The sequence below is a fragment of the Nocardiopsis coralliicola genome (genome assembly GCF_054779695.1).
Genome location: NZ_BAAGXT010000060.1, coordinates 1 through 12,372, shown reverse-complemented (window position 1 = coordinate 12,372; position 12,372 = coordinate 1). Strand labels below are relative to the sequence as shown.

General features: G+C 75.5%; 12 protein-coding genes. 3 read left to right on the top strand and 9 right to left on the bottom strand.

Annotation, left to right across the window (positions count from 1 at the left end; translation table 11 throughout):
* Positions 1-22: 22 nt before the first annotated feature.
* Positions 23-631, bottom strand: a complete 609-nt coding sequence (mobA, locus tag ACYVGT_RS25915; RefSeq protein WP_460863027.1) for a molybdenum cofactor guanylyltransferase — start codon at positions 629-631, stop codon at positions 23-25.
* Between the two features lie 265 nt (positions 632-896).
* On the opposite strand from mobA, the gene ACYVGT_RS25910 reads away from it, so the two are divergent.
* Both ACYVGT_RS25910 and fmdA read left to right on the top strand, forming a co-directional pair.
* A complete protein-coding gene (locus ACYVGT_RS25910; RefSeq protein WP_460863026.1) occupies positions 897-1,175 on the top strand; it encodes an FmdB family zinc ribbon protein in 279 nt (92 codons plus the stop codon).
* A 144-nt stretch (positions 1,176-1,319) separates the two neighbouring features.
* Entirely contained in the window at positions 1,320-2,567 is a 1,248-nt protein-coding gene (gene fmdA, locus ACYVGT_RS25905; RefSeq protein WP_460863025.1) for a formamidase, read from the top strand.
* A gap of 56 nt (positions 2,568-2,623) precedes the next feature.
* On the opposite strand, the gene ACYVGT_RS25900 is transcribed toward fmdA, so the two are convergent.
* The 6 genes from ACYVGT_RS25900 to ACYVGT_RS25875 form a co-directional block, all read right to left on the bottom strand.
* The gene (locus ACYVGT_RS25900; RefSeq protein ID WP_460863024.1) at positions 2,624-2,815 is read right to left on the bottom strand and encodes a hypothetical protein; all 192 of its coding nucleotides are present in this window, start codon (positions 2,813-2,815) and stop codon (positions 2,624-2,626) included.
* Positions 2,816-3,185: 370 nt separating this feature from the next.
* Complete coding sequence (locus ACYVGT_RS25895) at positions 3,186-4,097, bottom strand: sulfurtransferase (RefSeq protein ID WP_460863023.1); 912 nt, start codon at positions 4,095-4,097, stop codon at positions 3,186-3,188.
* Positions 4,098-4,338: 241 nt separating this feature from the next.
* Positions 4,339-5,136: an SAM-dependent methyltransferase gene (locus ACYVGT_RS25890; RefSeq protein WP_460863022.1), complete on the bottom strand. Its 798-nt coding sequence runs from the start codon at positions 5,134-5,136 to the stop codon at positions 4,339-4,341.
* A gap of 144 nt (positions 5,137-5,280) precedes the next feature.
* On the bottom strand, positions 5,281-6,723 hold the full coding sequence (gene der / locus ACYVGT_RS25885; protein WP_460863021.1) for a ribosome biogenesis GTPase Der: 1,443 nt from the start codon (positions 6,721-6,723) through the stop codon (positions 5,281-5,283).
* 176 nt (positions 6,724-6,899) lie between these two features.
* On the bottom strand, positions 6,900-7,637 hold the full coding sequence (gene cmk / locus ACYVGT_RS25880) for a (d)CMP kinase (protein WP_460863020.1): 738 nt from the start codon (positions 7,635-7,637) through the stop codon (positions 6,900-6,902).
* Between the two features lie 1,084 nt (positions 7,638-8,721).
* The gene (locus ACYVGT_RS25875; RefSeq protein WP_460863019.1) at positions 8,722-9,831 is read right to left on the bottom strand and encodes a prephenate dehydrogenase; all 1,110 of its coding nucleotides are present in this window, start codon (positions 9,829-9,831) and stop codon (positions 8,722-8,724) included.
* A gap of 254 nt (positions 9,832-10,085) precedes the next feature.
* On the opposite strand from ACYVGT_RS25875, the gene ACYVGT_RS25870 reads away from it, so the two are divergent.
* A complete protein-coding gene (locus ACYVGT_RS25870) occupies positions 10,086-10,931 on the top strand; it encodes a lysostaphin resistance A-like protein (RefSeq protein ID WP_460863018.1) in 846 nt (281 codons plus the stop codon).
* A 27-nt stretch (positions 10,932-10,958) separates the two neighbouring features.
* Here ACYVGT_RS25870 and aroH read toward each other — a convergent pair whose 3' ends face one another.
* Together aroH and ACYVGT_RS25860 are read right to left on the bottom strand one after the other, a co-directional pair.
* On the bottom strand, positions 10,959-11,321 hold the full coding sequence (gene aroH / locus ACYVGT_RS25865; RefSeq protein WP_460863017.1) for a chorismate mutase: 363 nt from the start codon (positions 11,319-11,321) through the stop codon (positions 10,959-10,961).
* A gap of 135 nt (positions 11,322-11,456) precedes the next feature.
* A partial coding sequence (locus tag ACYVGT_RS25860) for a pseudouridine synthase (RefSeq protein WP_460863016.1) occupies positions 11,457-12,372 on the bottom strand: 916 nt, incomplete at its 5' end.

The following is a 12,372-nucleotide window of genomic DNA, read 5'->3' as shown; positions in this document are numbered from 1 at the left end:
CACCGGCGCGCACCGGGTGTGCTCAGTCGGGCCGGGCGAACCGGGCGCGGGCGCGGTCGAGGTCGGCGGGCGTATCGCAGTCGTCGGCGGCCGGATCGCCGGGCGCGAGGGGGACGCCGGCCGGGCCGAGCGGGGCGAGCAGCCCGCGCAGGGACCGCCCGGCGTAGGCGTCCAGCGCCGCGCGCAGCACCGCCGCGTCCCACACCCCCGCGAGCCACTGGTGCCGGCCGGCGCCGTCGAGCAGGACCGCGCCCGGCCGGCCGGCAGCCGCGGCGCGGAGCCGGTCCAGGTGCGCGGCGCACAGGAACGGCATGTCGCCGGCGAGCAGCGCCACATACGGCGCCCCTCCCCCGCCCTGCCCGGCCGGCTCCGCCGCCACCGCGAGCTCAGCCAGTCCGGCGCGCAGCGCGGGCACCGGGCCGCCGCCGGGCGGATCCTCGGCCACGTAGCGCGCCGCAGGCCTCTCCCGCGCCGGGCCGACCACCGCGATCCGGCCCGGCGCAGCCGCTGCCACCCGCTCCAGCAGCGTTGCACCGCCCGCGTCCAGCCCGGGCTTGTCGACTCCGCCCATGCGCCTCGCCGCCCCTCCCGCGAGGATCACCGAGTCGCAGCCGTCCGCCTGCTCCGCCATCCGCACCTCCCGGGTCTGCCGCTGGACCACACGGTAGACCGGATTCCGGTCCGGCCCCACCGGGGCACCCGGACGACCGAAGGGCCGGCGCGGGCTCGAGGAGACCGTCAGACCACGGAACGGATCCGCGGTGGCCGGCCCCACCGCGGCGGGCGCGGGAAGGAATCCGACTCTGCCGGGATTGACACACCCGCCCCCGGATCCCTTGACTCAGAGGGGTTCGCCGGACATCCGGCCCGCGGCGCACCTGCCCCTTGGAGGCTCCGTGACGCTCTACCGCTTCCGCTGCCCGCACTGCGGCACCTTCGATGCCGACCATCCGATGGGTACGGCACCCCGCGCCGAGGACTGCGGCGGCTGCGGCGCCCCCGCCCCGCGGCTGTTCACCGCCCCGGCGCTCACCGCGCCGCGCTCCACCGCGACCCGGCTGCGCGACGCCGCCGGCGCCAGCGCCCATGCACCGACCGTCGTGCGCCGATCCTCCGACCCCGGCGACCCGCAGCCGCCCGCCGACCCCCGGCACGCCCGACTGCCCCGGCCCTGACAGCAGGCACCGCGCGACCGCACCTCCGCCCGCTCGACGCCTCATCCCCCGCCGCCGGCCTTCCGCCGGCCTCCCTCCTCCCACCTGAACCCGCTGCGTCCAGGCCCGCCGACCGCATCCGCACCGCTCTCCCGGAGGAGTCCCATGCCCGATGTCGTGTTCAGCGTCGACCAGACCCGATCCATGCGCGACCAGTCCGTGCCCGGCCACAACCGCTGGCACCCCGGCATCCCGCCCGCTGCGACCGTCCGCCCCGGCAGCACATTCCGGATGGAGTGCCGCGAGTGGACCGACGGGCAGATCCGCAACGACGACTCGGCCAACGACATCCGCGACGTCGACCTCGACCGCACGCACATGCTCAGCGGTCCCATCGCCGTCGACGGGGCCGAACCCGGAGACCTGCTGATCGTCGACATCCTCGACCTGGGACCGGTGCCGCAGGACCAGGGCCCGATCGCCGGGCAGGGCTGGGGCTACACCGGGATCTTCGCCAAGGAGAACGGCGGCGGGTTCCTCACCGACCACTTCCCCAGCGCCTACAAGGCCGTGTGGGACTTCCACGGGCAGAAGGCGCGTTCGCGGCACATCCCCGGAGTGGAGTTCACCGGGATCACCCACCCCGGGCTGTTCGGCACGGCGCCCTCGCCGGAGCTGCTGGACCGGTGGAACGCCCGCGAGCGCGCGCTGATCGCCACCGACCCCGACCGGGTGCCGCCGCTCGCCCTGCCGCCGCTGGAGAGCGGCGTACTGGCCGGAGCACTGGCCGGGGAGGAGGCGGTGGAGGTCGCGCGCACCGGCGCGCGCACGGTGCCGCCGCGGGAGAACGGCGGCAACCACGACATCAAGAACTTCTCCCGCGGCGCGCGGGTCTTCTACCCGGTGCACCAGCCCGGCGCCCTGCTGTCAGGCGGCGACCTGCACTTCAGCCAGGGCGACGGCGAGATCACCTTCTGCGGCGCGATCGAGATGGGCGGCTTCATCGACCTGCACGTCGACCTGATCAAGGGCGGCATGGCGGCCTACGGCGTCACGACCAACCCGGTGTTCCTGCCCGGCAACGTGGAACCGCGGTACAGCGAGTTCGTGTCGTTCATCGGGATCTCGGTGGACCACGGAAGCGACACCAACCACTACAACGACGCCACGCTGGCCTACCGCAACGCCTGCCTCAACGCCATCGCCTACCTGGAGAAGTTCGGCTACAGCCCGGAGCAGGCGTACCTGCTGCTCGGTGCGGCCCCGATCGAGGGCCGGGTGAGCGGCGTGGTCGACATCCCCAACGCGTGCTGCTCGCTCTACCTGCCGGCGGAGATCTTCGACTTCGAGATCCGCCCCACCCACGGCGGCCCGGTCCGCGCCGACCGCGGCTCCTGCGCAGTGGCGAGCTGAAGAAGCCCGGTCTGCCGCCCCGTCCGCGCCGGCTCCGGGCGGGGCGGCAGTACGGCCTAAGGGCGCCGGGCCCGGACGCCCCACAGGACCAGCGCCAGCCCCGCAACGGCCACGATCGGGCCGACGACGGCCCACAGGGTCACACCGGTCATGACGCTGCCGGGCAGCACCCCCATCCCCTGCAGCCCCCACACGCCGCCCATGAGCACCATCAATGCGCCCAGTGCGATCAGGATCCCACTCTTCACCGCGTCGCCTCCCACTGCCGAGTCCGGCCTTCCCGGGTATTCGGAGGCCGCCATCATCGCGGATTGGCCCGGTTCGGCGGGCGCCCGGGAAACACGGCGGGAGCGGTCCCGGCGCCGGTGTCCGAGGGCCCCGCCGCAGACAGCAGCTCCGATCACGTCCCCGCAGGTCAGCACGGATCGGGGAGGGCCGGATCGGGGCCGGTCCGGGAGCCGGCGGCGGGCACGGGGCGCGGAAGCCGACGCCCTCCGCGGATACTGCCGAACCCGCGGCCAGCCGGAACGGCGGCGCCGCACCCGCTCTGGACGACCTCCCGCAGCACATCCGCACCACCGGGGCGGCGGGAGAACCGGGCGGGGCGGAGGGAGCGCCTCAGCGCGGGTCGGGGCCGGTGGTGAGCGGGCGGTCGTCGTCGGCGGTCCAGGCGGTCATCGAGCCGTCATAGACCGCGGCGTCGGTGCGGCCGGCCAGAGCCAGTGCGTGGGCGACGCCGGTTGCGGCGATACCGCCGCCGCAGTAGGTGACCGGGGTGATCCCCGGGTCGAGCAGGCCGGCGCCGGCGAACAGCGTGCGCAGCTCCGCTGGCTCCTTGAACCCGCCGGTCTCGGGGTCGATGACCTCGGAGACGGGCAGGTTGATGCTGCCCGGGATGTGGCCGGAGCGCCGGTAGGTGTGCTTCTCGCCGCGGTAGGTCTCCGGATCGAGCACGTTGACCAGGACCGTGTTCGGGTCTCCGAGCGCACCCGCCACCTGCTCGGTGGAGCGCAGCAGCTCGGGGCGGCGGTGCGGGGTGAACGTGCGCGGCGCGGGCGCCGGGCTGGGCTCGGCGGTGACCGGGTGGCCGGCCGCCCGCCACGCGGCGAGGCCGCCGTCGAGCACGGCGACGTCGTCGAATCCCTCGAGCCGCAGGTGCCACCAGAAGCGGGTGGCCCAGATGCCGTTGCGCTGGTCGTAGACGACGACGCGGGCGCCGGGGCCGATGCCCAGCGCGCCGGCCGCGGCGGCGAACCGCTCCGAGGACGGGACCGTCCACGGCTGGCCGGCGTCCGGATCGGCGAAGTCGGTGAGCAGGTCGGCGAAGTACGCCCCGGGGATGTGCTCGGCCTCGTAGGTGGCGCGGCCGGACTCCAGCGTGTACGGGCCGGACTCGGGCATCGACAGGTGCGTGGTGGCGTCGACCACGACGAGGCCGGGGCTGCCCAGTTCGCGGGCGAGCCGGTCGGGCGCGACGGTGCGCACGCCGCCGTTCTCCCCGGAGACAGCTGCGGATGCTTCTTCAGCCATGGTGGCCCCCTCCCGCCCGGCCCAGCGCGGCCGGGTTCATCGGCGTTCCCCGCACGGTCGGGGATACACCCCCCACCATACCCCACTCATCCAATAGGGAATTGCGGTGCGGACCGGCCCGCGCGGCTCCGACCGGCGCAGACCGGGCAGGGCGGGCAGGGCGAGCGGCGGGTGCAGCACCGGGAGCACGGGGGCGCGGGCCCGCCGGGCGGCCGGCCGCGCTCCGGCCGGCCCGTGCGGATCAGGGCTTGCGGGCCAGTCCGGCGTACTGCTCGACGTCGTGGCCGATGCGGGTGTCGGCGAGCTCGGGACGCCACCGGTTCGCCGGGACGACGCCGGGCTCGAGCAGCTCCAGTCCGTCGAAGTAGCCGGCGAGCTCGGCGGCGGTATGCGCCCGGTAGGGAAGGGCCGCCTGCGCGTTCCACGCCTCCAGGGCCGCCGCAGCGGCGGGGTCGTCCGGCAGGACGAGGTCGCACACGGCGAGGTAGCTGCCGGCCGGCAGCGCTGCGACGTAGCGGCGCAGCAGCGCGCACGCGCCGGCGTAGCCGGGGACGTGGCCCAGCGTGCCCAGGATGGTCAGGGCGACCGGCTGGCCGAAGTCCAGCACCCCCTCGGCCGCGGCGAGGACCGCATCAGGGTCGTGCAGGTCGGCGCCGGCGAACTCGGTGGTGCCCTCCGGCGTGCTGTCGAGGAGGGCTCGCGCGTGGGCAAGCACCATCGGGTCGTTGTCGACGTAGACGACCCGCGCGTCCGGCGCCGCGCGCTGCGCCACCTGGTGGGTGTTGTCCTGGGTCGGCAGACCGGTGCCGATGTCGAGGAACTGGCGGATCCCCGCCTCGCGGGCCAGCAGTCCCACGCTGCGCCGCAGGAACTCCCGGTCCGCCCGAGCGCCTTCGACGATCTGCGGAAACGTGTCGATGACCGTGTCGCCGAGCTCGCGGTCGGCCGGGTAGTTGTCCTTGCCGCCGAGCCAGTAGTTCCACACCCGGGCGGAGTGCGGGACGCTCGGGTCGACACCGGAGGGGACGGGCAGCTCCATGCGCGGACTCCTCAAGGGGGGGTGGCGGATCCGGGACCGGTATTCTTCCGGCACCGCCGCCCCGGCGGCAACCGAGCACCGCACCGGAGCACGGCGCCCCCGCGCCCGCCGAGGCGGGTGCGGGGGCGCCGGTGCAGGCGGGCGCTAGCGCCCGCCGCGGTTCCAGTCGGGGCGGACGCTGCCCTTGGAGGCGCGCGGGCTGCCCTTCTTCTTCTCCCGGATGCGCATGCTCACCTTCACCGGGCTGCCTTCGAACCCGAAGTCCTCGCGCAGCCGCCGCTCCACGAAGCGCCGGTAGTTGTCCTCGAGGAAGCCGGTGGTGAACAGGACGATGTGCGGCGGACGCGTGTCGGCCTGGGTGGCGAACAGGATCTTGGGCTGCCGGCCGCCGCGGACCGGCGGCGGCGTCGCCGCGACGAGCTCCTTCAGCCAGCCGTTGAGGCGGCCGGTGGGGATGCGGGTGTCCCAGCCGGCCAGCGCCGTGTCGATCGCCGGCACCAGCTTCTCCATGTGCCGGCCGGTCCTGGCGGAGATGTTGACCCGCGGCGCCCAGGAGACCCGGGACAGCTGCCGGTCGATCTCCTTCTCCAGGTAGTAGCGGCGGTCCTCGTCCAGTGTGTCCCACTTGTTGAACGCCAGCACCAGGCCGCGTCCGGCGTCGGCGACCTGCTCGACGACCCGGATGTCCTGCTCGGCGAGCGGCTCGGAGACGTCCATCAGGACGACCGCGACCTCGGCCCGCTCCAGCGCCGCGGAGGTGCGCACGGTCGCGTAGTAGTCGGCGCCCTGCAGGTTGCGGAACTTGCGGCGGATGCCTGCGGTGTCGATGAACTTCCAGGTGATACCGCCGAGCTCGATGAGCTCGTCGACCGCGTCCCGGGTGGTGCCGGCGACGGCGTCGACCACGACCCGGTCCTCACCGGCCAGCCGGTTGAGCAGGCTGGACTTGCCGACGTTGGGCCGGCCGACCAGGGCGATGCGGCGCGGGCCGTCCTCCTCCTCGCCGTCGCGGACCGGCGGGACGTCCGGGAACGCGGCGGCGACCGCGTCCAGGAGGTCGCCGGTGCCGCGGCCGTGCAGCGCCGAGATCGGGAACGGCTCGCCGATGCCGAGGTTCCACAGCACCATCGCGTCGGGCTCCTGCAGCTCGCCGTCGACCTTGTTGGCGGCGAGCACGACCGGCTTGCGGGTGGCGCGCAGCACGTCGGTGACTGCGGCGTCGGCGTCGGTGATCCCGACGGTCGCGTCGACCACGAACAGGACGACGTCAGCGGTCTGCGCCGCGTACTCGGCCTGCTTGGCGACGCTCGCGGCGAGCCCGTCGGCGCCGGTCTCCCAGCCGCCGGTGTCGACCAGGGTGAAAGCGCGGCCCTGCCAGGACGCGTCGTAGGCGACCCGGTCGCGGGTCACCCCGGGCACGTCTTCCACGACCGCTTCCCGGCGGCCGATAATGCGGTTGACCAGCGACGACTTGCCCACGTTGGGCCGCCCGACCACGGCGACGACGGGCTTCACGACGGCCGCCTCCCCCTCGGCGGCGGCCACCGCCTCCGGTGTCGGTGCGTCGGTGTCGAAAACGTCGGACATACGGCATTCCCCATCCCGGTACATCGCCCCCACGCGCCCAGGTCGCGTGCCGTGGAGGCGGCAGTGTGCGGCGCCCGGCCAGGCGCCGCGGTGCTGTTTCGGCCCCGGCGTGCGCCGGGGCGGCCGGCCCTGCACGGCAGGTCCGGTACTGCTCGTCCGCCGAGCCCGGTCCGGGCTCAGGTGGCCGCCGGGCTGGCGGCCGCTGCCTCGTCGACGAGGCCGGCGACGAGGTCGACCACCTCGTCCAGCGTCAGACCGGTGGTCTCCAGCTCCACCGCGTCGGCGGTGCGGCGCAGCGGCGCCACGGCCCGCGACGAGTCGAGCTGGTCGCGCCGGTCGAGCGCCTCGCGGGTGCCGTCGACGTCAGCGGTGCGGACCTCGCGGCTGCGGCGCTGCGCCCGCGCGTCGGCACTGGCGGTGAGGAAGAGCTTCACCGCGGCGTCGGGGGCGACCACGGTGGTGATGTCGCGCCCCTCTGCAACGATGCCCCCGCGTTCCCGGCGCCCCTGCGCGATGGCCTCGCGCTGCAGGGCGACGAGCCGCTCACGGACGGCCGGCACGGCGCTCACCGCGCTCACCGCCGCCGTGACCTCGGGCGACCGGATCGCGGCGGCCACGTCCACGCCGTCCACCTGGACGGTGGGGGCGCTGGGATCGGTGCCCATCGCGATCTGCGGCCGCGGTGCCGCCGACGCGACGGCCGCGGCGTCCTCGACGTCGATCCGGTGCTCCATCATCCACCAGGTGACGGCCCGGTACATCGCCCCCGTGTCGAGGTAAGCGAAGCCGCGCGCAGCTGCCACGCCCTTGGACGTGCTGGACTTGCCCGAACCCGACGGACCGTCGATCGCGACGACGATGCCCGGCCCGGCACCCTCGTCGACGCCCGTCCGGGCGTTGTCCTGCGCGCTCACGTCGCTCCTCCCACTGGGGTGTCGATCCATCCCATCTCAGCCACAAAGCGTACCGCCGCTGCCGCCCTCCTCCGCCCGGAGAGCGGGGCGGCGCTGCACGGCGGAGTGCGGCCCGCGCGTCGAGGCGCACCAGCGGCGCCGGGAAGTTCCAGGCGGCATCCGACAGCGGAACGGCGCGGCGCATCCGCGCATTCCCCGCGTTCCCCACCCGGCACCGCATCCGGCGTTCACCCGCCCCCGTCCGCTCCTGACGGGGCGGCCGCCCGCGGCCCCGACACGCGCCGGTCGGCCGGCCGCCGCGGCCGGCAGGCTGCCCGCGGCGGTAGCCGGAGACGACCAGCCCCCAGGGCCGCCGCCAGCGCCGCTGCGCCTCGGCAGGACGAACGATGGGAGAACGGCACAGCCCCCGCCGACTCGGACAGCCGCATGCGCTCTGAGCCGCACGGCCGCCCGGCCGACCCGGTGCCATGCCCGTCGCCGACACGCGGCATCCGCCGACCACCCCGCACCGTGGCGCTGGGCTCAGGGGCGCGCCGGCAGCCGCTGCAGCCCCCGAAGGACACCAGGAGAGTGGTGAGCGCCGGAACAGCGCCGCAAAGACTCCGGAGAAGCGGCCGGGACCGGAGACCACAGTCCGGGGCGGTCAGCCCGAATGCCCCCGCCGGGCGGTGGGGCTGTGCCGAGCGGACACACCAGCCGAGGGCGGCCTGGGCGGTGCGCTGCGTGCGGTGTGCCCGACGCCGGGCCGGGCGCACCGGAGAGCAGTGCAAAGCCACGAGGCCAGCCCGGCGCGCGACGGTTCCGGACACCGCTGGCGGCACCATGCCACCGCTCCGTCCCCGCTGCGCCGCAAGCCCCAGGTCACCGCTCGGAGAGGGCCACAGGCCGGCCGCTGGCGGCCGCATTAACGCTGAGCCGGAGGCCCGCCGCCATCAACCGCGCGCCCGCACCGCCAGGGCCGTGCACGGACGGCGGGACCCGCGCGGTGGCGGCAGCCCGCCCCCGGCAGAGCACGGCGGCGGGTCCGGTCCGCGCGGCCCCCCTGCCCCGGGAGCCGGTCCCGGGCGGTCGGGCCGGCGGCTGTTCAGCCGTGGACGGACCAGCCGCGGGCGGTCAGGGCGTCGGCGAGGGCCGGGGCGGCGCCGGGGAGGACGGAGAGCTGGGCGAGCCCGAGGGGCTGGCCGGGCGAATGGTCGATCCGGACGTCTTCGATGTTGGCACCGGTCTCGCCGACCGCGGTGAACAGCCGGCCCAGCGCGCCGGGCTCGTCGGGCAGCACCACCGCAACCTCGGCGAGGCGCCGTTCGGCGCGCTCGGGCTCACCGTGCTTGCCGGGGATCCGGTCGCGGCCGCGCCGGCCGCGCTCCAGGGCGGCGCGCACGTCGCCGGCGGTGCCGCTGCGCAGCGCGCCGGCGGTGCCGCTGAGCTCGGCGGCGACGGTGTCCAGCACGTCGGCGACGGGTTCGGCGTTGCCGGTCAGGATTCCGGTCCACAGGCCGGGGTCGCCGCCGGCGATCCGGGTGACGTCGCGCACGCCCTGACCGGACAGGCGCAGCGCCGGATCGGCTCCGTGCAGCAGGGCAGCGGCCACCGCGGAGGCGGCGGCGTGCGGCGCGTGCGAGACGAGCGCGACGGCGCGGTCGTGCTCCTCGGGGCCGAGCTCGACGGGTTCGGCGCCGCACAGCCGGGCGAGTTCGGCGACGGCCGCGGCCGCCTTCGGGGCGGCTCCCTCGTCCGGGCACAGCACCCAGGAGCGGCCGAGGAACAGGTCGGAGCGGCCCGCGGCGGGGCCGGACTTCTCCCGGCCGCCCATCGGGTGGCCGGGCACGAAGGAGGCCATGTCGCAGCCGATCCGGCGCGCTTCGGCGACGACCCCGCCCTTGACGCTGGCGGCGTCGGTGTAGGCGTGGGCCAGGCCGGCGCGCTGGGCCGCGAGCAGCGCCTGCGGAACGGCCGCGGGCGGCGCGGCGATGACGGCGAGGTCGGCGGGCGGCCCGGGGTCCCCGGCGTCCAGCGCGGTGCCGGCGCCGATCTCGCAGGCCATCCGGAGCGCGGCGGGGTCGGGGTCGGCCAGCGCCACCCGGACGCCGTGCCCGCGCAGCGCAAGCGCGATCGACGTCCCGATGAGCCCGGCCCCCACGACCACGGCGCGGTCGATCATCCCGCGTCCCGCCTTCCCGTTCTGCTTCTGCATCCCGCACCGGCCCTTCTGCAACCGGGCCCGCACCCGGCTTCGCTGAGCTGGGAGGATCTTCAGCCTACCGGTCCCCTGCCCGCGCCGGACGCCGCTGCTCTTCGCTTTCCCGCTCCCGCCCGGCGCGGCCGCCGTACCGCGCATCGCGCCTAGCGGCGCAGGATCCGCCGCTGCCTGCCGACGGGATCCGCGCACCTCTGCAGAGCTTCCCGCCGCCCTGGGCGGCGGCCGGGGACCAGCTCTCGGCTTCCGCTATGCCAGATGAGCCGGTGCGCGGGGGCGAGTGGCCGCGCCGGGTGTGCCGTTCCCACCCGGTCGCCGCATTCCTGGTGCTCACTTTCGCCCTGAGCTGGCCGTTCATGGCCGCGTTCCGGGATTCGGCGCTCGCTGTCCCGGTGGTCGGGGTGCCGCCGAGCGCGGCCGCGTTCATCGCCGCGGCCCTCGCCCGCGGGCGGGCCGGCGTCCGGAGCCTGGCCGCCCGGGTGCTCCTGGCCCGCGTCGGCCTGCGGTGGTGGGTGCTGGCGCTCTTCGCGATGGGCGCCGCGGTCTGGGCGGCGGCCTACGGCGCCACCGCCGCGCTCTATCCCGGCTCACTCACGGCTCCGCCTGCCGGGATGCTCCTCGGCGCACCGCTGAACTTCGCGGCGATCTTCGTGCTCGCGGGCCTGGGCGAGGAGTTCGGCTGGCGCGGACTAGCCCAGGAGCGCCTGCAGCGCCGGTGGGGCGCGCTTCCCGCGGCGCTGGCGGTCGGCGCCACCTGGTTCGGGTGGCACCTGCCGCTGAACGTCGGCGAACCGGACTGGGTTCCCCTGCAGACCGCCTTCTTCTTCGGTGTGGTGGCCGACGCGGTGATCCTCGCCTGGCTCTTCAACCGCTCTGGCGGCAGCGTCCTGCTGGTCACCGCCATGCACGCCGCGAGCAATACGTGGGGCGGGGTCTACTACGCCGGCGTGTTCTCGTTCGAACCGCCCGGGTTCGTCGCCTTCGAGGCGGTGCGCAGCGCCTGCTACGCGGCGGTGGCCCTGGCGGTCATCGCCGCCACGCGCGGCCGGCTGGGCGCCGGCCCGCCGGCAGAAGGCACGGGTGCGGCCGCCCGGTAGCGGCCGCACCCGCCTCGTCTTCCGCTCCTACTGAGCGATGTCCAAGCGCAGCGCCTGGGCGCCGCGGAGGTAGACGTGCTGGAGTTCGGCGCGGGGCCGGTCCGTCTCGACGTGGGCCATGAGGCGGACCACGCGGGGCATGCCGTGCGGGACCGCGATCTCGCTGGCGCACATCAGCGGCACGTCGGAGAAGCCGAGCTTGCGGGCCGCCAGCGCCGGAAACTCCGCGGTGAGGTCGGTTGTCGCGGTGAACAGCACACTGATCACGTCGTCGGTGTGCAGGCCATTGCGGCTCATCACCTCCGCGACGAGTTCGGCGGTGGCCTCCAGGACGAGCTCCCGCTCGTTCGCCTCCACCTGCACCGCACCCCGGACCGCTCGAACTGCCACTGTCGTCCCGTCTCCCTCTTGGCTCCGTTGGCCCGGCCGGACTGCCGGGCCCTGCACCACTGTGCACCACCGGCCCGCGCGCCGCGCACGCGGTGCGGCGCGGGGCGGGCGCACCCGCCCCGCGCCGCCGCCGGACTACATGCCGGCGGCGCTGTACAGCTCGCTGACCTCGCGCGCCGTCAGGGCCCGCATCGTGCCGGGCTTGAGCACGTTGAGGTCGATCGGGCCGACCTGGGTGCGCGCCAGGTCCGACACCGGGTGCCCGACCTCGTCCATGAGGCGGCGCACGATGTGCTTGCGGCCCTCGTGCAGGCGGATCTCCACCAGCGCCTTGGGCTCGACGTTGTCGACCACCCGGAAGGAGTCGACCTGCACCGGCCCGTCCTCCAGCTCGACGCCGTCGCGCACGCGCCGCACGACGCCGCGCGGCACCGGCCCGGGCACCTTGGCGATGTAGGTCTTGACCACCTTGTACTTGGGGTGGGTGAGCCGGTTGGCGAGCTCGCCGTCGTTGGTGAGCAGGATCAGGCCCTCGGTCTCGGTGTCGAGCCGGCCGACGTGGAAGAGCCGCTCCTCGGTCTGGCCTGCGTAGTCGGCCAGGGTGGGGCGCCCCTCGGGGTCGGACATGGTGCTGACCACGCCGCGCGGCTTGTTCAGCGCGAAGTACAGCTTGTCCGGCGCGGTGGCGGCCAGCATGCCGTCGACGCGGATCTCGGACCGCTCCGGGTCGACCCGGGCGCCGAACCGGCGCACCGTGTGGCCGTCGACGGTGACCCGGCCCTCCGCGATCAGCTCCTCGCTGGCGCGCCGACTGGCGACGCCGGCCTGGGCCAGCGCCTTCTGCAGCCGGACGCCGCCGGGCACGTTGACGTAGCTGTCGCGCTCTTCGCCCGGCTGGTCCTCGTCCGCGGGGTCGTAGGACGAGCGCAGCGCCTTCAGCCGCGCCCGCGCCACCGGCGAAAGGTCGCGCTCGGCCCGGGCACCGCCACCGCACCGCTGCCCTTGCGGGCCGCCGCTGCTGGACCCCTGGGCGCCGCCGCGCGCCGCCGGG

Bases quoted from the DNA above. Each gene is read 5' to 3' on its own strand.
- mobA (WP_460863027.1), bottom strand. From the start codon at position 631: ATGGCGGAGCAGGCGGACGGCTGCGACTCGGTGATCCTCGCGGGAGGG.
- fmdA (WP_460863025.1), top strand. From the start codon at position 1,320: ATGCCCGATGTCGTGTTCAGCGTCGACCAGACCCGATCCATGCGCGAC.
- ACYVGT_RS25895 (WP_460863023.1), bottom strand. From the start codon at position 4,097: ATGGCTGAAGAAGCATCCGCAGCTGTCTCCGGGGAGAACGGCGGCGTG.
- ACYVGT_RS25890 (WP_460863022.1), bottom strand. From the start codon at position 5,136: ATGGAGCTGCCCGTCCCCTCCGGTGTCGACCCGAGCGTCCCGCACTCC.
- der (WP_460863021.1), bottom strand. From the start codon at position 6,723: ATGTCCGACGTTTTCGACACCGACGCACCGACACCGGAGGCGGTGGCC.
- ACYVGT_RS25875 (WP_460863019.1), bottom strand. From the start codon at position 9,831: ATGCAGAAGCAGAACGGGAAGGCGGGACGCGGGATGATCGACCGCGCC.
- ACYVGT_RS25870 (WP_460863018.1), top strand. From the start codon at position 10,086: ATGCCAGATGAGCCGGTGCGCGGGGGCGAGTGGCCGCGCCGGGTGTGC.